Source organism: Kineococcus radiotolerans SRS30216 = ATCC BAA-149 (genome assembly GCF_000017305.1).
GTDB lineage: Bacteria > Actinomycetota > Actinomycetes > Actinomycetales > Kineococcaceae > Kineococcus > Kineococcus radiotolerans.
Genome location: NC_009664.2, coordinates 3,224,824 through 3,243,057 on the forward strand (window position 1 = coordinate 3,224,824; position 18,234 = coordinate 3,243,057).

14 protein-coding genes are annotated in these 18,234 nt (G+C 78.2%); 9 read left to right on the forward strand and 5 right to left on the reverse strand.

Annotation, left to right across the window (positions count from 1 at the left end; translation table 11 throughout):
• The first annotated feature begins 18 nt into the window (after window positions 1-18).
• The 3 genes from KRAD_RS15455 (at window position 19) to KRAD_RS15460 (ending at window position 6,342) form a co-directional block, all read left to right on the forward strand.
• Window positions 19-3,843, forward strand: coding sequence for a hypothetical protein (locus KRAD_RS15455; RefSeq protein ID WP_012086567.1), 3,825 nt, complete (start codon window positions 19-21; stop codon window positions 3,841-3,843).
• 47 nt (window positions 3,844-3,890) lie between these two features.
• Window positions 3,891-4,013, forward strand: a complete 123-nt coding sequence (locus KRAD_RS27600; protein ID WP_275263076.1) for a hypothetical protein — start codon at window positions 3,891-3,893, stop codon at window positions 4,011-4,013.
• A gap of 241 nt (window positions 4,014-4,254) precedes the next feature.
• Entirely contained in the window at window positions 4,255-6,342 is a 2,088-nt protein-coding gene (locus KRAD_RS15460; RefSeq protein WP_049821227.1) for a putative bifunctional diguanylate cyclase/phosphodiesterase, read from the forward strand.
• Between the two features lie 8 nt (window positions 6,343-6,350).
• Here the strand turns inward: KRAD_RS15460 and KRAD_RS24490 are convergent, their stop codons facing one another.
• From KRAD_RS24490 to KRAD_RS15480, 4 genes are all read right to left on the reverse strand, one after another.
• On the reverse strand, window positions 6,351-7,025 hold the full coding sequence (locus KRAD_RS24490) for an SAF domain-containing protein (RefSeq protein WP_012086570.1): 675 nt from the start codon (window positions 7,023-7,025) through the stop codon (window positions 6,351-6,353).
• Window positions 7,026-7,121: 96 nt separating this feature from the next.
• Complete coding sequence (locus KRAD_RS25150; RefSeq protein ID WP_012086572.1) at window positions 7,122-7,478, reverse strand: FmdB family zinc ribbon protein; 357 nt, start codon at window positions 7,476-7,478, stop codon at window positions 7,122-7,124.
• A gap of 83 nt (window positions 7,479-7,561) precedes the next feature.
• Entirely contained in the window at window positions 7,562-10,522 is a 2,961-nt protein-coding gene (locus tag KRAD_RS27605; protein ID WP_012086573.1) for a phosphodiester glycosidase family protein, read from the reverse strand.
• A gap of 21 nt (window positions 10,523-10,543) precedes the next feature.
• Window positions 10,544-12,046, reverse strand: a complete 1,503-nt coding sequence (locus KRAD_RS15480; protein WP_012086575.1) for a potassium/proton antiporter — start codon at window positions 12,044-12,046, stop codon at window positions 10,544-10,546.
• 60 nt (window positions 12,047-12,106) lie between these two features.
• Here KRAD_RS15480 and KRAD_RS15485 point away from each other — a divergent pair, with 60 nt between their 5' ends.
• Window positions 12,107-13,552 carry a phytoene desaturase family protein gene (locus KRAD_RS15485; RefSeq protein WP_012086576.1) on the forward strand — a complete coding sequence of 482 codons (1,446 nt, stop codon included), beginning with the start codon at window positions 12,107-12,109 and terminating at the stop codon, window positions 13,550-13,552.
• 12 nt (window positions 13,553-13,564) lie between these two features.
• Here the strand turns inward: KRAD_RS15485 and KRAD_RS15490 are convergent, their stop codons facing one another.
• Window positions 13,565-14,191 carry a 5-formyltetrahydrofolate cyclo-ligase gene (locus tag KRAD_RS15490; RefSeq protein ID WP_012086577.1) on the reverse strand — a complete coding sequence of 209 codons (627 nt, stop codon included), beginning with the start codon at window positions 14,189-14,191 and terminating at the stop codon, window positions 13,565-13,567.
• 180 nt (window positions 14,192-14,371) lie between these two features.
• On the opposite strand from KRAD_RS15490, the gene galU reads away from it, so the two are divergent.
• The 5 genes from galU (at window position 14,372) to KRAD_RS15515 (ending at window position 18,196) form a co-directional block, all read left to right on the forward strand.
• On the forward strand, window positions 14,372-15,304 hold the full coding sequence (gene galU, locus KRAD_RS15495) for a UTP--glucose-1-phosphate uridylyltransferase GalU (protein ID WP_012086578.1): 933 nt from the start codon (window positions 14,372-14,374) through the stop codon (window positions 15,302-15,304).
• Window positions 15,305-15,365: 61 nt separating this feature from the next.
• Complete coding sequence (gene glp / locus KRAD_RS15500; RefSeq protein ID WP_041292138.1) at window positions 15,366-16,628, forward strand: molybdotransferase-like divisome protein Glp; 1,263 nt, start codon at window positions 15,366-15,368, stop codon at window positions 16,626-16,628.
• A gap of 41 nt (window positions 16,629-16,669) precedes the next feature.
• Window positions 16,670-17,101 (forward strand): cyclic pyranopterin monophosphate synthase MoaC, encoded by a 432-nt coding sequence (moaC, locus tag KRAD_RS26600; protein WP_012086580.1) that lies wholly within the window; start codon window positions 16,670-16,672, stop codon window positions 17,099-17,101.
• The gene (locus KRAD_RS15510; protein ID WP_012086581.1) at window positions 17,094-17,597 is read left to right on the forward strand and encodes a MogA/MoaB family molybdenum cofactor biosynthesis protein; all 504 of its coding nucleotides are present in this window, start codon (window positions 17,094-17,096) and stop codon (window positions 17,595-17,597) included. Before moaC ends, KRAD_RS15510 begins: the two co-directional genes overlap by 8 nt.
• Complete coding sequence (locus tag KRAD_RS15515) at window positions 17,594-18,196, forward strand: GNAT family N-acetyltransferase (protein ID WP_012086582.1); 603 nt, start codon at window positions 17,594-17,596, stop codon at window positions 18,194-18,196. Before KRAD_RS15510 ends, KRAD_RS15515 begins: the two co-directional genes overlap by 4 nt.
• The last annotated feature ends 38 nt before the right edge of the window (window positions 18,197-18,234 follow it).

The window sequence follows — 18,234 nt, forward strand, 5'->3', positions numbered from 1 at the left end:
GACGCCTACTGTTGACTCGTGACGTCTCTCCCCGCGATCGGCCCCGACTCGACACGTCGGCGGTGGTGGGCGGAGGCCGAGGCCCTGGGCGGCACCTCCGGTCTGCTGGACTGCCCCGTGGGCACCGACGCCGTGCTGGACCTGACCACCGCGCACCCCTCCGGGCTGGCCCAGCTCCTCGCCGGTGGGCCGGCCCCGCTGTCCAGCCTCGTGCGCGAGGCCGGCGCCTTCGCCGAGGCCCGGCGCCGCGCCCGCACCACCCACCGCGTCGCCGCCGCCCTGCTGGCCCAGCGCGGCACGCGCTCCCTCGCCGTCGCCGTCGGGACCGTCGGCTGGTCCCTGGCCGGTGCCGCCAGCGCCGCCGACCTCGCCGCCGAAGCGGCCGAGGGCGCCGCACCGGCGCTGCGCCCTCCCCGCCGCACCCCCGTCCTGCTGCGCCGCTGCACCCTCACCCCCTCCAGCGAGGCCCTCGACGACTTCGTCGTCCAGCTGGCCCCCGAGGTCATCGTCAACCCCGTGCTCGTGCGCGCCGCCCGCCACGAGCTCGGCGTCGACCTCGACACCCGGCGCATCGCCACGGCCGTCGGCGCGCACTGGGGCTTCGACCCCGACCCCGCGATGCAGGAGCTGCGCCGCCAGCTGGGCGGCACGACCGGGCTGCGGGTGGAGCGCCGGCTGGTGCTCGCGACGTTCGCCGACCCCGGCGCGGACCTGCTCGCCGAGCTGCGCCGCCGCGGGGCGCTGGTGCGCGACCACCGGGTCGTCGCGGCCCTCGCCGCCGGGCGGCCCGTCCCGCCGCCCGCGGACCCCCCGGGCGTTCCCGCCTCCCCCGGGCCGGGCGGGGCGGCCGCTGACCCCGCCGGCCCCGCCGGCCCCGCCGGCCCCGCCAGCCCCGCCGACGTCGGCATCGCGCTCGACCCGGCCCAGCGCCGCGCCGTCGAGGCGGTGCTCGCCGGCGGCGACCTGCGCCTGCACGCCCCCACCGGCACCGGAGCCACCCAGGTGGCCGCGGCGGTGATCGCCGGCACCGTCGCCGCCGGGCGCCGAGTGCTGCTCGTCGCCGACTCCGCCGCCGACCGCCGGGCCGTCGACGAGCGCCTGCGCGACCACGGCTTCGGCCGGCTCGTCCTGCACCGGGTGGCCGACCTGGACCTGCGGGCCACCGACGCGGAGGCTCACCGCCAGCTCGACACCGCCCGGCGCGAGCTCGCCGGGCGGGCCGGCGGGGACGCCCCCGCCGCCCGGCCCGACGTCGCCGGCCCCGCCCGGGTGCTGGAGGACCACGCCCGGGCCATGCACCGCCCCCGCGCCCCGTGGGGGGTCAGCGTCCACGAGGCCATGGAGGCGCTCACGGCGCTCGCCGAGCGCGACCTCCCCCCGACCACCACCCGCCGCCTGCGCGGCGACGACCTCGCGGCGTGCTCGCGCGAGGACGTCGAGCGCTGGGCGCGGACCCTCGTCGAGGCCGCCGACCTGGGCGCCTTCGAGGTCGGGCCCGCCACGACGCCGTGGGCGGGCGCGCAGCTGCGCACCGACGAGGCCGCCGCCGCGGCCCTCACCCGTGTCGAGGCCCTCGTGGAGGTCCGGCTGCCGGCCGTGCGGGCCCTGCTCGCCACCGTCTGCGACGCGGCCGGCCTGCGCGGGGCGTCCTCGGTGGCCGAGGCCGCCGAGCGCACCGACCTGCTCGTGGGGGTGCGCGCCACGACCGCCCGCTTCGGCCCGGAGGTGTTCGCGCAGTCCCTGGGCGACGTCGCCGCGGCGACGGCGACCCCGCAGTGGCGGCGCGAGCACGAGGTGCGCCTGGGCCTGCTCACCCGCTGGCGGTTGCGCCGCAGCGCCCGCACCCTGCTGCGGCCCGACGCCGCCACCGGCGACTGGGCGACCCTGCACGACTGGCTGCAGCAGGCCCGCGGCCAGCGGCTGCGCTGGCAGCGCGCCTGCGTGCGCGACGGCGTCCCCTCCGTCCCCGCCGACCTCGACGCCCTCGTGGCCGCCGTGGAGGACCTGCGCCACGAGCTGCAGGCCTTGGCCGAGGTGCTGCCGCCGCGCTCCTGGGAGGAGCTGGGCGCGCCGTCCCTGCTCGAGGTCCAGCTGCCCGAGCTCACCGCGCTGCTGCGCCGGCTGGCCGCCGGGGCCCCCGCCCTGGACACCCTGCCCCGGCGCACCGTGCTCCTGGAGCAGCTCGGCGCCGCCGGCTGGGGCGGGCTGCTGGAGGACCTCGAGGCCCGCTGGACCGGGCCGGGCAGCCTGGACCTGCCCTCGGAGGTCGAAGCGGCCTGGTGGGCGGGCGTCCTCGACTCCGTGGCCATGGCCGACCCCCTCGTGGGCACCGGCGAGGCGGGCACCCTGCGCCGCGCCCGCTACGAGCTGCAGCTGGCCGTCGCGGCCGACCGCGGGGTGCGGGCGGCCGCGGTCCGCGCCGACCTCGACGCGCGCGCCGGCGCCCACCCCGGCGACGACGGGGCGCTCCTGCCCGTCGCAGCGCTGTCCGCCGCCGGGGTCGCCGCCCTCGCCGACCGGGTCGCGGAGGCGGACCTGCTGGTGGTCCTCGGGGCCCAGGCGACCACGACGGCCGCGCTGCTGCCGGCGCTCTCGCGCGGGCGCCGGGTGCTCGTCGTCGGCGACCCGGCGCTGCCCGGGCCCCACGACCTGCCCACCGCCGCCGAGGGCCGCGACGAACCGTGCTCGACGGCGGGGAGCCTGTTCGCCGACACCGAGGGGCTGCTGCCCACGCTGACGCTGGACCGTCAGCACGCCCTCCTCGACGACGGCCTCCTGCAGGGCGTCCCGCAGGACCTGCCGGGGCTGCGGGAGGTCTCGGTGCCCGGACCCGGCCTGGACGGGCGGTCCGTGGCCCGCACCTCCACCCGCCCGCCCGGCGCCCGGCGCGGCCCCGACGCCCTCGTCGACCTCGTCGCCGAACGTGCCCTCACCGCCCTGCGCGCCCACCCCGAGGAGTCGCTGGGGATCGTCGTCCCGGACGCCGCCGGCGCCGAGCTGCTCGCCGACGCCGTCCGCCGCCGCGCGCTGGCCCAGGCCCTGCCCCTGGCGGTGGGGCGGGAGCCGCTGCTGGTGGCGACCCCGGCCCGCTGGGCGGGGGAGCGGCGCGACCACGTGCTCGTCGTGGCCGACGCGGTGCTCAACGGCGCGAGCCTGGGCGTGGCGTCGGACCCGCCGGCCGGCCGGGCGCAGGTCTGGGCGGCGCTGACGCGGTCCCGGCTGCGCACCACCCTCGTCCTCGACGACTCCGGCTGGTCCTCCGGCCAAGGCGCCGACGACCCGGCGGGCGAGGCGCGGCGGGCGCTCGCGGTCCTGGCGCGGGACTGGGAGGAGCACCCCGGCCCGGCCGCCCGGCCCGGTCGCTCGGCCCTGGTCCGTTCCCTCGCCGCGGCCTGCCGGCGCCTGGGCCTGCCCGTGGAGTGCGAGGTCGGGACCTCGCGCCGGCTGGCCCTGGTCGTGCGCGACCGGCGCGCCCGCGCCGGGGTGGGGCCGGGTCTCCTCGTCGAGGTCGACGACCCGGCGTGGGCCGAGGTCGAGGTCCTGGACCGCGAGGTGGAGGGCCCCACCGAGTTCGAGCGCCGCGGCTGGCGCTACGTGTGCGTCCTGGAGTCCGACGTGTTCGCGGACGTGGACGCCGAGGCGCAGCGGATCGCGCGGTTGTGGCGCGACGCCCTGGCCGACACCGGCCACGACCTCGCCTGGATCGTGGACGTGACCGAGGCCCGGGACGGGGAGCAGGACGGTGACGTGGACGACGGCCGGGACGGGGACCTCACTGGGGACCTCGCCGGGGACCTGACCGGGGACCTGGACGCGGTGCGCGCCGTGCGGGACGCCTCGTGAGCCCGCGCGAGCCCGGCCCCGGGGAGCCGGGGGACGCGGAGCCGGCCGTGACGACCCCGCTGGAGGACGAACGCTCGGCGGACGACCGCGACGAGGGCTGGGGCGAGCGGTCCGGGTCCGGCTTCGACGACGAGTGGTACCTCTCGCAACGTCCCCCGCACTGGGACTGAGCCGGTCCCGACCCCCGCTGGGTGCACCGCGCGTGATCGGCCACGTGCGGTGAGGCAGGGGTTCGTGACGGGGAGCTGAGCCCCTGTGACTCTCGGTCGAAAGTCGGGATTTCGTGCCGCCCCGCACCTTCTGCCGGGCGCCACCGAGCCCCATCATGGGCGCGGAACCTCGACCGGTGCTCCCCCGGACGGGGAGTCCGTCCCGAACCGCGGGCGGTCCCTCGACGGCGGGAGGTGGAGGATGCAGCGCTCGACGGGCACCCTCCTCGCCCCGCGCCCCCTCCCCGTCCCCGCCCGGCGCCCCGCCGGTGGCCGTCCCTCCACCGCCCCCGCCGTCCGCGGCGCGCTCACCGCGGTGCTCGTCGTCGCGCTCGCCCTGGCCGCGGTCCTCGCCGGCCTCGTCCTGGCCCTGCGCTCGCCCGCGCCCTGGACCGCCTCCGTCTTCTCCCTCGCGCTCGCCGCCGTCGTGCTCGCCACCGAGTCGCGGACGGTCACCCGCCGCACCGGCGGCCCCGACGCGCTGCCGCTGTCCTGGGGCTTCCTCGTCGCCCTCGTCGCCCTCGGGCCGCTCTCCCTCGCCCTGCTCGTGCGGGCCGGGCCCGCGCTGGTGCGCGGCCTGCGCCGGGGACGGGGACCGGTCGCCCTCGCCCTGGAGGTGGGGACCCCGGTGGTGGGGGTCCTCGCCTGCCACCTCGTCGTCCGGGCCCTGCTCGGGGCCGACCCGACGGGAGCAGCCGTCCCGTCCCCGGAGCAGTGGCCCGCCGTCCTCGCCGGCGGCGCCGCGGGCCTGGCGGTGCAGGAGGCCGCCCGCCGCGCCGGCCACCGCGTCGTCGCCCGGCCCCCGGGCCCCCGGCGCGCCGTCGCCGGCGGCCCGGTGACCCTCGTCGTCCTCGCCTCCGCCCCCGTCGTCGCCGTCAGCGCCGAGGGCGGCGCCTGGCTGCTCCTGCTGGTCTGCGTCCCGCTCGCCGTGGCGCTCCTCGGCGCCGCCGTGGTCCGCCGGCACGAGCGCCGCGCCGGGGTCGACGACCTCACCGGGCTGCCCGACCGCGAAACCCTGCTCACCGCGACGAGCCGTGCCCTGCGCGGGGTGGTCCCGGGCCAGCGCCCCCGCACCGGGCCGGGGCTCCTCGTCGTGGACCTCGACCACTTCAAGGACGTCAACGACACCCTCGGGCACCCCGTGGGCGACGTGCTGCTGCGCGAGGTCGCCGAGCGGCTCGTCACCCAGGCCCCCCCGGGGACCGTCGTCGCCCGCCTCGGCGGCGACGAGTTCGGACTGCTGGTCGCCGACGCGGCCGACGCCGAGGCCCTCGCCGCGGCGGTCGTGGCGGAGATGTCGCGCCCCCTGCGGGTGGGCGACCTGCAGGTCCTGCTGCCGGCGAGCGTCGGGGTCGCGCTGGCCCCCGACCACGGCACCAGCGCCCCCTCGCTGCTCAAGAACGCCGACGTCGCGCTCTACCACGCCAAGGAGGTGCGCGGCCGGTTCCGCACCTACGCCGGGGGCCGCGACGGCAACAGCGTGCAGAGGCTGCGGCTGCTGGGGGACCTGGGCCGGGCCGTGGACCGCGGTGAGCTCCACGTCCGCTACCAGCCGCAGATCGACCTGCGGACCGGGGCCGTCGTCGGCGCCGAGGCCCTCGCGCGGTGGCAGCACCCCGAGCTCGGACCCGTCGCCCCCGACCGCTTCATCCCCCTCGCCGAGCAGTCCGGCCTCATCGCCGGGGTCACCGCGGTCGTCCTGGACCGGGCCCTGGCCGACGTCGCCCGCTGGCGCGCGACGGGCGCCACCCCCAGCGTCTCCGTCAACCTCTCGGCCCGCCTGCTCGACGACGACCACCTCCCCGCCCTCGTCGCCGCCGCGCTGCAGCGCCACGACGTCGAGGCCGACGCCCTGGTCCTCGAGGTGACCGAGACCGGGATCGTGTCCGACCCCGAGCGGGCCGGGGCCGTGGTGCGCCGGCTGCGCGCCCTCGGCTGCGCGGTGGCCGTCGACGACTACGGCACGGGCCAGTGCTCCCTGACCTACCTCACCGACCTCGCCGTCGACGAGCTGAAGATCGACCGCAGCTTCGTCACCGGGATGACCACCGACCGGGCGCGCGCCGTGATCGTCCGCTCGACCGTCCAGATGGCCCGCGACCTGGGGCTGCGCGTCGTGGCCGAGGGCGTCGCCGACGCCGCCACCCAGCGCGCGCTGGCCGACCTCGGCTGCCACGTCGCCCAGGGCGAGCACGTCGGGGACCCCGCGACGGCCCTCGAGGTCCTCGCCCGGCTCCAGGGCCAGGCGCGGGCCGGGGTCGCGGGCGGACCGGGCGCGCGGGAGGGCTGAGCGGGCGCTCACGCGCCGCGCACCGCGACGACGGTCCGCCCGGCCGCCGCGGTCACCCGGGTCGCCGTGGCGGGTTCCACCGCCACCAGGACGCTCGTGGCCGAGGACCCGGGGGTCCCGCCCAGCAGCCCGGTCGCGGTCCGTGCCGGGGGGACCCGCAGCACCACGACGTCGGTGGCGATCCGCTCCGCCCCCGTGGCGGCGCCGGTGAGGGGGTCCTCGGTGCGGGCCAGGACGTCGACGTGGACGCCGGGCCCGAGCCCGGCCAGCACCGCCGGGTCGCCCACGTCCACGGTCACCGCCAGCGTCCCGGCCGGCTGCCCGGTGAGGACCGACGCGTCGGCGGCGCGGGCGTCGGTGAGCACCTCGCCCCGCCGCACGGGGCCGGCGAGCACGGCGCCGGTCAGGCGGGTGCGGTCGAGGAGGCCGTCGGGCAGCGTCTCGCCGGGCCGCTGGACCTCACGGACGTCGCCCGGGCCCAGCACCGCCCCCACCGGCAGGTCGCGGACGGCGACCAGCGCCGGGGACGTGGCGGGGGCCGCGGGCGCCAGGGTGGCCACGGCCGCACCGCCGGCCGCGGCGACGAGGCCCGCGGCCAGCCAGCGCCGCGCCAGGCGCCGCCGCCGGCGCGACCAGGGGCCGACCGCGGTGCGCGCCGTCGCTCGAGGGGTGGGGAGGGGCATGCCCGGACGCTAGGCCGGGCCGCACCCGCCCCGGGCCCGTCGGCGCCCGGCTGTGGAGGACGGCCGCCGCGACGGGCCTGGGGGGACCGCGGTGGTTCAGGCGGCGGAGCTGGACCCGCTGCCGGAGGAGGTGGTGGTGGAGCTGGACCCGCTGCTGGAGGAGCTGCCGGAGGTCGTGCCCGAACCGCTGGACGACGTCGTGCTCGACGTCTCCTTGGAGGCGCTGCCGGACCCGCTGCCGGACCCGCCGGAGGAACCCTCCGAGGACGACGACGCGCTGCGGGAGTCGTTGCGGTAGAAGCCGGACCCCTTGAACACGATGCCGACGTTGTTGAACAGCTTGCGCAGCTGACCGGAGCACTCGGGGCAGACGGTCAGGGCGTCGTCGCTGAAGGATTGGCGGACCTCGAAGGAGTGTCCGCACGACTGGCAGGCGTAGGCGTAGGTGGGCACGCTGTCTCCGTAGCTCCGGGACCCCGGCTGGCACTCGGGGAGTTCGAGTGCCAATGGTACTCGGCGCGCACCGCTGCGGGGGCTCAGCGCACCTGCCGCTGGTAGCGGTCGAGGAGCGGGCCCGCCGGCTGCACCCGCAGCCAGCCGTCGTCCACCCCCGGCGCCGCGGACCGGGCCGCGGCGGGCGGGCTGGCCGCGTCGGCGGCCACCGACAGCGAGGCCGCGGTCCCCGTCCCCACCCGCAGGACCTCCTCCTCGCGCACGACTCCCGTCGCCGCGCCGCTCTCCACGACCGCCACCCGCGCCCCGCCCGCGCGCAGCGCCGTCGTCCACCGCCGCAGCAGCGCCGCCTCGTCGGGATCCGCGACCGGTCCGGCGCTCACCACCACGACGCTGCGCGCGGCCGGCCCCGCGCCGGCGAGGTCGTCGCGCAACCGGACCAGCGCCTGCGGGTCGGAGGCGCGGACCGTCCCCCCGGCGGTCGCGACGTGGACGAACCGGGTGCCCGCGACGTCGACGGCGCGGGGGAGGGCCCCCGCCGAGGAGAGACCGCCGGCGGCGGGGGTCCCCCGCTCACCGCCGCCGGGGACCCAGGCCCAGGTCGTGCCCGGCGGCAGCGTCCGCGCCAGCACCGACCGGACGAGGTCGACGTCCGCCCCGGTGCCCGCGCGCCCGCCGGACCCGACCGCGTCCCCCGCCAGGACGACGTGCCGGGCCCCGCCGGCGACGGCGCGGCGCAGCTCCGCCGCCAGGTGCTCGGCCGAGGCGGGGCGCGCGGCGCTGACCCCCGCGCCGGAGAGCACCGCCACCCGCGCGGTGCGCGGTCCGCCCGCCGCGAGCGGGCCCAGCGCGGGGTCGCCCGTCGCCGTCGCCGTGCTCGCCGGCGGGGGGACCACGGCCTGCAGGGACGCGACGTCCAGCGCCCCCGCCCGCCGGGTCGCCGCCGAGGTCTGGGCCAGGTACAGCCGTTCCACCGCCACCGAGCGGGCGCCCTCGGGGACGGGGGCGCGCAGGGTGCGCCACCCGGTGAAGTCGACCCGGGCCGCGAACGTGACCGGCCGCTGCGCGCCGTCCACCAGCAGCACCCCCCGCAACCACCCGCCCCCGCCGTCCCCGCGCACCTGCAGCGCGACCTCCCGCGTCCCGCCCGGCAGCCGCACGGGGGCCCGGGGCAGGAGGGCGGCGGTGCTGGTGCCGACCGGCTGCCCGGTGGGGTCGTGGGTCAGCCGCAGCGCGGCCCGCACCCCGGGCAGGTCCGCGACCTCGACGCGGCTCACCGAGGCCGTGGAGCGGACCGCGCCCGCCGTCCACGCCGCGGGGTCGTCGAGGGCGTCGAGGGTGACGGTGGAGGAGCCGAGGGCGACCCCCGTGCTCGTCCTCACCCCGGCCGCGGCGAGACCCAGGTCGACGGTCGCGGGCCCGGCGGCCACGGCGGTCAGCCGCAGCCGGCCGTCGGGCAGGGCCTCGGCGCGCAGGAGGGCGGGGTCGGTGGTGACGGCGACGTCGGCGGCGTCGAGGGCGGCGGCGCGGCCCTCGACGTCGCGCCCGAGGACGGTGACGTCGGCGGTGGCGCCGGGGCCGGGCAGCGCGGCGGGGGCCTGCAGGCCGAGGCGGGCCAGCGGCCCGAGGACCTCCACGTCGAGCGCGCCGGTGGCGGTCCCGGTGCCGGCCCGCAGCGCGGTCCGCCCGGGGGCGGTCCCGCGCACCCGGGTGCCCTCGACGCTCGCGAGCGCCGGGTCGGCGACGGTCAGGACCGGGGTGCCGGGGGCGGGGGCGCCCGCCGCGTCCACGGGCACGGCCTCGACCCGGCGTCCCAGGCCGGGGAAGACCCGCAGGGGGGTCCCGCGGTTCAGCACCACCGACGCCGCCCCGGCCGCGGCGGGGGCGGGGACGAGACCGACGGCGTGGGCGACGGGGCGGGCCGCGCCGTCGGAGGGGACGGTCACCTCGCTCACCCCCGCGTCGCCGGGGCGGCGGGCGACGAGCTGGGCCGACCCGCCGCCGTCGAGCATGACCGCGCCCCGGGCGCCGGCCTCGACCATGCGCTGGGCGGTCTCGACGGCGGTGAGGCCGCGGGAGCGGGAGGTGCCGCCGTCGACGGTGAGCAGCAGCAGGTCGCCAGTGGCGGTCCAGCCCAGGGCGGTGCGGGCGCGCAGCGCCGCCCAGGTCGGGTCGGCGACGTCGATGGGCGCGATCGCGCCGTCGCGGACCAGTTCCAGGCGGGCCCCGAGGGCGAACCCGCGCGAGCCGGGGGAGAGGGCGTCGTCGCGGACCCGCAGGTCGGTGCCGGCCGCCGCCCCCACCGGGGTGGCCGAGAGGGCGCGGGCGCGGGAGCCGGTGGCGACCAGGACGTACCCGTCGGCGGGGACGGGGACCGCGCCGGGGGCGCGGACGGCGCTGACCCGTCCGGCGCGGACCTCCAGCTCGACCGCCCCGGCCGCGGGGTCGGCGACGGTGAGCGCGCGGTCGCCGGCGCCCCAGGCGGGGGGGAAGAGCGCGAGGGAGTCGGCGGGGACGGTGCGGGTGCCCAGCGCGGCGAGGGGGTGGGTGCTCCCGGCCAGGGTGGCGCTGCCCTGGAGGAGGACCTGGCCGAGCCGCCCGGTCCAGCCCGCGGCGCCGGCCTCCACGCCGACGGCGGTCTGGGGGGTGGCGTCGGCCTTGAGGGGGGTCCCGTCCACGACGACGGGTCCGTCGGGTGTCCCGGTGCGGTCGATGTCGAAGAAGTCGCCGTTGACGGCGGCGACGGCACCGGCGGCCGCGGCCAGGTCGGCGGGGGTGCGCGGGGTGGTGAGGTCCTGCTGCAGCAGCCGGGGGACGGTGCTGGACCCGGAGGCCAGGCGCAGCAGGGAGGTGCGGACGGGACCGGCGGGGTCGAGGGTGGTGCGGCGCTCCAGGCTCAGGCCCGGGGCGATGGTCTCGCGGTCGCTGGACACCTCGACCGCGGTGAGCGCGTCGGCGAGCGCGGGGGTGGCGGTGGTGGTGGTGAGCAGGGCCGCGAGGAGGGTGGAGCAGACCCCGGCGGTGGCGGTGCGGACGACGCGCATGCGCTCACAGTAATCACCACATCACTCACCGTTGGGTGAACTGCGCCACCCGGCGAGCTTCCCGTGCCGGCTGATGGCCTGCAGGCGCTCTTCCACCGCGGACCGCTCGCTCGTCGCGGTCACCACGAGCAGGTCGTCGCCGCGGCGCAGCACCGTCCGCGGCTGCGGGACGAAGGTCGCGCCGTCGCGGGCCACGAGGCTCACGTTCGCCCCCCGCGGCAGCCGCAGCTCGAAGACCTCCACCCCGTGCAACCGGGACGCCGGCCCGACCCGGACCTGCACGACGTCGGCCGACAGCGTGCCCAGCGGCGACACCTCGACGTCGAGCTCCTGGGTCGGGGTGCTGGGGATCAGCCCCAGCCGGCGGGCCACCGGGGCCAGCGTGGGGGCCTGGACGAGGGTGAACACGACGACCAGCACGAGGACGAGGTCGAACAGCCGCTCCGAGCCCTCGACGCCGGCCACCACCGGCACCGTGGCCAGCACCACCGGGACCGCTCCGCGCAGACCCGCCCAGGACAGGAACAGCAGCTCCCGCCCCGGCATCCGGAACCCGGCGAGGCTGACCAGGACCGAGACGGGCCGGGCCAGCAGCGTCAGCACGAGACCGACCAGCAGCGCGTCGACCAGCGCGTTCGGCAGGCGGGAGGGGCTGGCCAGCAGCCCGAGCATGACGAACAGGCCGATCTGGGCGAGCCAGCCGAACCCCTCCGCGAAGCCGCGGGTCGCGTGCCGGTGCGGCAGCCGGGCGTTGCCCAGCACCAGGCCGCACAGGTAGGTCGCCAGGAACCCCGAGGCGTGCAGGACGTCGGCCACGGCGAAGGCCATCACCGTCAGGGCCAGGACCGCGACGGGGTAGAGCCCGGAGCTGGGCAACGCGGTGCGCCGCAGCAGGAACGCGCCCGCGGCCCCGATCCCGACCCCCACCGCGGTGCCGAGCACGAGCTCGAGGACGGCCTCCCCGGCGAAGTACCACCAGGCGTGGTGGGCGGTCCCGCCCGCCACCTCGGTCAGGGCCAGGACGGCGATGACGACGGGGGCGTCGTTCAGCCCCGACTCCGCCTCCAGCAGCCCCGACAGCCGGCGCGGCAGCGGCACCGAGCGCAGCACGGAGAACACCGCGGCGGCGTCGGTGGAGGACACCACCGCCCCGATGAGCAGCGAGACCGGCCAGGTGGTCTGCAGCAGCAGGTGCGCGCCCACGCCCACGACCCCGATCGAGACGAGGGTGCCCGCGGTGGAGAGCACCGCGGCCGGGGCCACGACCCCGCGGATCGCGGACCACCGCGTCGTGAGACCGCCCTCGGCGAGGATCAGGACGAGGGCGCCGTAGCCGAGGACCTGGGCGATCTCGGCGTCGGCGAAGGGGATGCCCAGCCCGTCCTCGCCCAGCACCAGGCCCAGGCCCAGGTAGATCAGCAGCGAGGGCAGACCCGTGCGGGCCGAGAGGCGCACGGCGAGGACGGCGAGCAGGAGGACCCCGGAGGACAGCAGCAGGACGCGGCTGAACTCGTCCAGGGTCATGCCGCACCGTAGCGCCCCCTAGGTTGGGGCCGTGCAGCCGAGAGTGGACGGGTCGAGCCGGTGATCGGCCGTGCGACGGTGGTGGGGTCCGGACCGAACGGCCTCTCGGCCGCGGTGGTCCTGGCCCGGGCGGGCCTGGAGGTCACGGTGCTGGAGGCGAACCCCCACATCGGGGGCGGCGCCGCCAGTGCCGAACTGCTGGGGCCCGGGATCCTCAGCGACCTGGGGTCGGCCGTCCACCCGTTCGGGGTGGCCAGCCCCTTCTTCCGCGACCTCCCGCTGGAACGGCACGGCCTGCGGTGGCGCCACGGCCGCCACCCCGTGGGACACCCCCTCGACGGCGGGCCGGCCGCGATCCTGCCGCACGACCTGGACGAGGCGGTCGAGTCCCTGGGTCGGGACGGCCGGGCGTGGCGGACGCTCTTCGCCGCTCCGGTGCGGCAGTGGGAGCAGTTGGTGCCCGACGTCCTCGGACCGCTGCTCCGGGTCCCCCCGTCGCCCCTCGCCCTGGCGAGCTTCGGGGCCCGCGCTGCGTGGCCGAGCTCCCTGCTGACCCGCGCCGCCTTCCGCGACGAACCGGCCCGGGCCCTCTTCGCCGGGATGGCGGCCCACGCCCTGCAGCCGCACAGCCATCCGCTCACCGCGGCGTTCGGCGTGCTGTTCGGCGCGGCGGCCCACACCACCGGCTGGCCCGTGCCCGTCGGAGGTGCGGGAGCGATCACCCGGGCGTTGGCCGGTGTGCTGGCCGAGCATGGGGGGCGGGTCCTGGTCGACCACCCGGTGACCTCGCTGGCCGACCTCGAGGTCGCCGGGCCCGCGGACGTGACGCTGCTGGACCTGACGCCCCACCAGCTGCTGCGCATCGCCGGCGACGAGCTCCCCGCCGGGTACGCCCGTCAGCTGCGGCGGTGGCGCCACGGCCCGGGCGCCCACAAGGTCGACTACCTCCTGGACGGCCCCGTGCCGTGGCGCGATCCGCGCCTGGGCGAGGTGGTGACGGTCCACCTCGGAGGAGCTGCGGCCGAAGTCGCGGCCGTCGAGGCCGACGTCGTCCGCGGTCGCCATCCCGAGCGGCCCTTCGTCCTCCTCGCCCAGCAGGACGTGGCGGACCCGGGGCGGGCTCCGGCCGGTCAGCGCGTGGTCTGGGCGTACGCCCACACCCCGCAGGGGTCCACCGACCCGCGGACCGGTGAACGCGTCGACCGCCAGGTGGAACGCTTCGCGCCCGGCTTCCGCGACCGGGTGATCGCCCGCGTCGAGACGACCCCGGCCCAGCTCGAGGCGGGCAACGCGAACCTCGTCGGGGGGGACGTCGGCGGGGGAGCGCTCACGCTGCGGCAGCAGGTGTTCCGGCCGGTCGTGGGCGCCGACCCGTACCGGGTTCCCCACGGGAACCTGTACCTCTGCTCCGCCGCCACCCCGCCCGGGGGCGGGGTGCACGGCATGTGCGGCTTCCACGCTGCGACCCGGGCCCTCACGGACCTGGCCCGCCGGCGACGGGGCTGAGGCGCGGGAGTCTCAGGCGGCCAGCCACAACCAGCGCGACGGGGTCGCCACGGCCTGGACGGGACGGTCGTGCGGCAGCGTCGGCAGGGGGGTGACGGCGGCGTCGAACAGTTCGTCGTCGTGGACGACGGCGAGCACCGGGACCCGGGCCGGCACCCGGCCCAGCGCCCGGTCGTAGCTGCCGCCGCCCTGGCCGAGCCGGCGCCCGGCGGTGTCGACGGCGAGCGCCGGGACGATGACGAGGTCCACCGCGGCGATGGCGTCGGGACCCAGCGGGCCGGGGTGGCGGTCCAGCTCCCAGTCGAGGTCGCCGTCGGGCAGCAGGACGGGCAGCAGGACGTCGACCTCGTGGCGCTCCAGCTCGGCCAGCAGCTCGCGGGTGCCCGGTTCCCCGGGGCGCGAGGTGTAGCAGGCGACGCGGTGGACGCCGGCCAGCAGGGGGCAGCCGGTGAGGACGCGGGCCACGGCGGTGTCGACGGCCCGGGCGCTGCCCGTGTCGCGGTCGAGGCGGCGGGAACGGATCCCGCGGCGCAGCCGGTGCTTGCGGGCCTCCACCTCGAGCACGTCCGGGGTGACGGACAGGGTGTCGAGGGCCAGACCGGGGGTGGCGGCGGGGGTGGTGACAGGTGGGGTGGACACGGCGGCTCCTGGCTCTGCCGGACGTCCCGCGAGGGGTTGCGCGGTCGTCCTGGGGCCAGTCTGCCCCTTCGGGGCCGGAATGGGAATGGCTGATCACTCTGCGTGATCAGCGGTGAGCCCCGCCCCGGCGCCGCCGCTGCACCCGGTGCCCGGCTCGGGACGGGCGGTAGCCTCCGGCCCATGACTCAACGCGACGAGCGTCCGGGCCGCACGGTGCGCAAGGCCGTCATCCCCGCCGCCGGCCAGGGCACCCGCTTCCTGCCGGCCACCAAGGCGATGCCCAAGGAGATGCTGCCGGTGGTCGACACCCCGGCCATCCAGTACATCGTCGAGGAGGCCGTCCGCTCCGGGCTCACCGACGTCCTGATGATCACCGGGCGCAACAAGCGCCCCCTGGAGGACCACTTCGACCGCAACGTCGAGCTCGAGGTCGGGCTGGAGAAGAAGGGCGACCAGACCAAGCTCGCGCGCGTCCAGGAGTCCACCGACCTCGCCCAGGTCCACTACGTGCGCCAGGGCGACCCCAAGGGCCTCGGCCACGCCGTGCTGGTCGCGGAGCAGCACGTCGGCGACGAGCCCTTCGTCGTCCTGCTCGGCGACGACATCGTCGACTCCCGCGACCCCCTGCTGGACGTCATGATCAAGGTCCGGGAGGAGCGCGGCGGCAGCGTCGTCGCGTTCATGGAGGTCCCCCACGACCAGATCCACCTCTACGGCTGCGCCGTCGCCGAGCCCACCGACGAGACCGACGTCGTCAAGGTCTCCGGCCTCGTGGAGAAGCCGAAGACGGAGGAGGCCCCCAGCGACCTCGCCATCATCGGCCGCTACCTGCTCGACCCCGCCGTCTTCGCGGTGCTGCACGAGACCGCGCCCGGCAAGGGCGGGGAGATCCAGCTCACCGACGCCCTCCAGGTCCTCGCCCAGGGCGACGGTCCCGGCTACGGCGTGCACGGCGTCGTCTTCCGCGGCCGCCGCTACGACACCGGCGACAAGCTGGACTACATCAAGGCCGTCGTGCGCCTGGCCACCGAGCGCGCCGACATCGGACCGGACCTGCGCGAGTGGCTCGGCGAGTACGTCGCCTCCGGCGCGGGCGCGAGCACCTCGGCGTGACCGGCCGCGGGCGCGGTGGCGCGACGGGCCCGGGGTGCCCCGACGTGACAACCTTCCGGGTGTGAGCGTCGAGACCCTGACCACCGTCGCGGCCCACCGCCAGGCCTGCCTGGACCTGGTGCGCCCGCTGCCGCCGCTGGACCTGGCGCTGCGCGACGCCCTCGGCTGCGTGCTGGCCGAGGACGTCGTCAGCCCCCGGGCCCTGCCCGCCTTCGACAACTCCGGCATGGACGGCTACGCCGTGCGGCTGCGCGACGTCGAGGGCGCCGGCGAGGACGCCCCGGTGGGGCTGCCGGTCGTCTCCGACATCGCCGCCGGGCGGGCCGACGCGGTGCGCCTCACCGGCGGGACGACGGCCCGGATCATGACCGGGGCGCCCGTCCCGGCCGGTGCCGAGGCCGTCGTGCCCGTGGAATGGACCGACCGCGGCGTGTCCCACGTGCTCATCCGGCGCGTCCCCTCCCCGGGGCAGCACATCCGCCGCGCGGGCGAGGACGTCGACGCGGGGACCCTCGTCCTCGAAGCCGGCACGCGGCTGGCCCCCCGCCACATCGGGGTCCTCGCCGCCCTGGGCCGGGCCCGCGTGCGGGTCCGCCCGCGCCCGCGCGTCGTCGTCGTCTCCACCGGCACCGAGGTCGTCGAACCCGGTGCCGCGCTCGCCCGGGGGCAGCTGCACGACGCCAACGGCTACCTGCTGACCGCGGCCGCGGAGGAGGTCGGGGCCCTGGCCTACCGGGTGGGCGTCGTCGCCGACGACGCCCGCGAGCTCGCGGCCGTCCTCGACGACCAGCTCGTGCGCGCCGACGTCGTCCTCACCTCCGGCGGGGTCAGCGAAGGCGCCTACGACACCGTCAAGGAGGTCCTCTCCGGACCCGGCGCCCACGCCGTGCGCTTCGACCGCGTCGCGGTGCAGCCGGGGATGCCGCAGGGGTGCGGGACGCTGGGGGAGGCCGGGGTCCCCGTCTTCACCCTGCCCGGCAACCCCGTGAGCGCGTTCGTCTCCTTCGAGGTGTTCGTCCGGCCCGCGCTGCGCCGCATGCTGGGCGCGGAGGGCCCCGACCCCGAGCGCCCGCGCGTGCGGGCCCTGGCCGGGGCCGCGTGGACCTCCCCGCCCGCCAAGGAGCAGTACGTGCGCGCGGCCTGGACCCGCGACGCGCAGGGCCGGCTGGTGGTGGAACCGGTGTCCGGGCACGGGTCGCACCTGGTGACCGGGCTGGCGCGGGCGACGTGCCTGGTGGTCGTGCCGGTCGGGGTCGCCGCGGTGGAACCCGGCGACGAGGTCGAGTGCGTCCTGCTCGGGCCGCTGCCGGTGGAGGACCTGTGAGCGAGCGCCTGACCCACCTCGACGCCGCCGGGCACGCGCGGATGGTCGACGTCTCGGCGAAGCCGGTGACCGCGCGCGAGGCCCGCGCCGAGGGGTACGTGCGCTGCTCGCGGGCCGTGCTCGACCTCGTGGCCGAGGGCGGGCTGCCCAAGGGCGACGCCCTCGCCGTGGCGCGGATCGCCGGTCTGCAGGCGGCCAAGCGCACCCCGGACCTGATCCCGCTGGCCCACCCCGTCGCCGTGCACGCCGTGGAGGTCGACGTCGTCCCCGTCGAGGACGGGGTGCGCATCACCGCCGCCGTCCGCACCGCGGACCGCACGGGCATCGAGATGGAGGCGTTGACCTGCGTCGTGGTGGCGGGGCTGACGTTCGTGGACATGGTCAAGGCCGTCGACCGGCGCACCGTCCTCGACGGGGTGCGGGTGACCGCCAAGAGCGGGGGACGGTCGGGGGACTGGAGCGTCGATGAGTGAACCCACCGCCCTCGTGGTGACGGTGTCCAACCGCGCCTCGGCCGGGGTGTACGCCGACACCTCCGGGCCGATCGTGGTGGACGGGTTGCGGGACGCCGGGTTCAGCGTCGACGGCCCGCTCGTCGTCCCCGACGGCGATCCCGTCGAGGAGGCCCTGCGCGACGCCGTCGCGGCCGGCTACGACGTCGTCGTCACCAACGGCGGCACGGGTCTCAGCCCCCTGGACCTCACCCCCGAGCGCACCCGCCGGGTCCTGGACTACGAGGTCCCCGGTGTGCCGGAGGCGATCCGCGCCGCGGGAGCGGCCGCCGGGGTCGCCACCTCGGTGCTCTCGCGCGGCACCGCCGGCGTCGCGGGCCGGACCTTCGTCGTGAACCTGCCCGGTTCCCCGGGCGGGTGCCGCGACGGGGTGGCCGTGCTGCGGGGTTTCCTGCGCCACGCCGTCGACCAGGTCCACGGGGGCGACCACGCCCGTCCCGGCGGGGGCGGCGCGTGACGCCGAGCTGGCCCGTCGAACTGCGCGAGGGACCGGTCCGGCTGCGGCCGCTGCGCCGCGGCGACGCCGCGACCTGGCGGCGGGTGCGGGCGGCGAACGCCGCGTGGCTGCGCCCGTGGGAGGCGACCAGCCCCGAGGGCAGCGGCCCCGCACCCACGTTCGCGCAGATGGTCCGGGGTTTCTCCCGCGAGGCGCGGGCGGGACGGATGCTGCCCTTCGTCGTGGAGCTCGACGGGAACCTCGTCGGGCAGATCACCGTCTCCGGCATCACCTGGGGTTCGCTGCGCTCCGCGCACATCGGGTACTGGATCGACCAGCGCGTCGCCGGGCGCGGCACGATCCCCGTCGCGCTGGCCCTGGTGGGCGACCACTGCTTCCGGGTCCTCCGGCTGCACCGCATCGAGGTCAACATCCGGCCCGAGAACGCGGCCTCGCTGCGGGTCGCGGAGAAGCTCGGGATGCGCGACGAGGGACTGCGCAAGGCGTTCCTGCACATCGACGGCTCCTGGCGGGACCACCGGACGTTCGCGCTGACGACCGAGGAGGTCCCGGAGGGGTTGCTCACCCGCTACCGGACCTCCCGCACCACCCGCGGATAACCCGCGCGCGGCCCGCGCGCAACCGCACCGCGCGACAC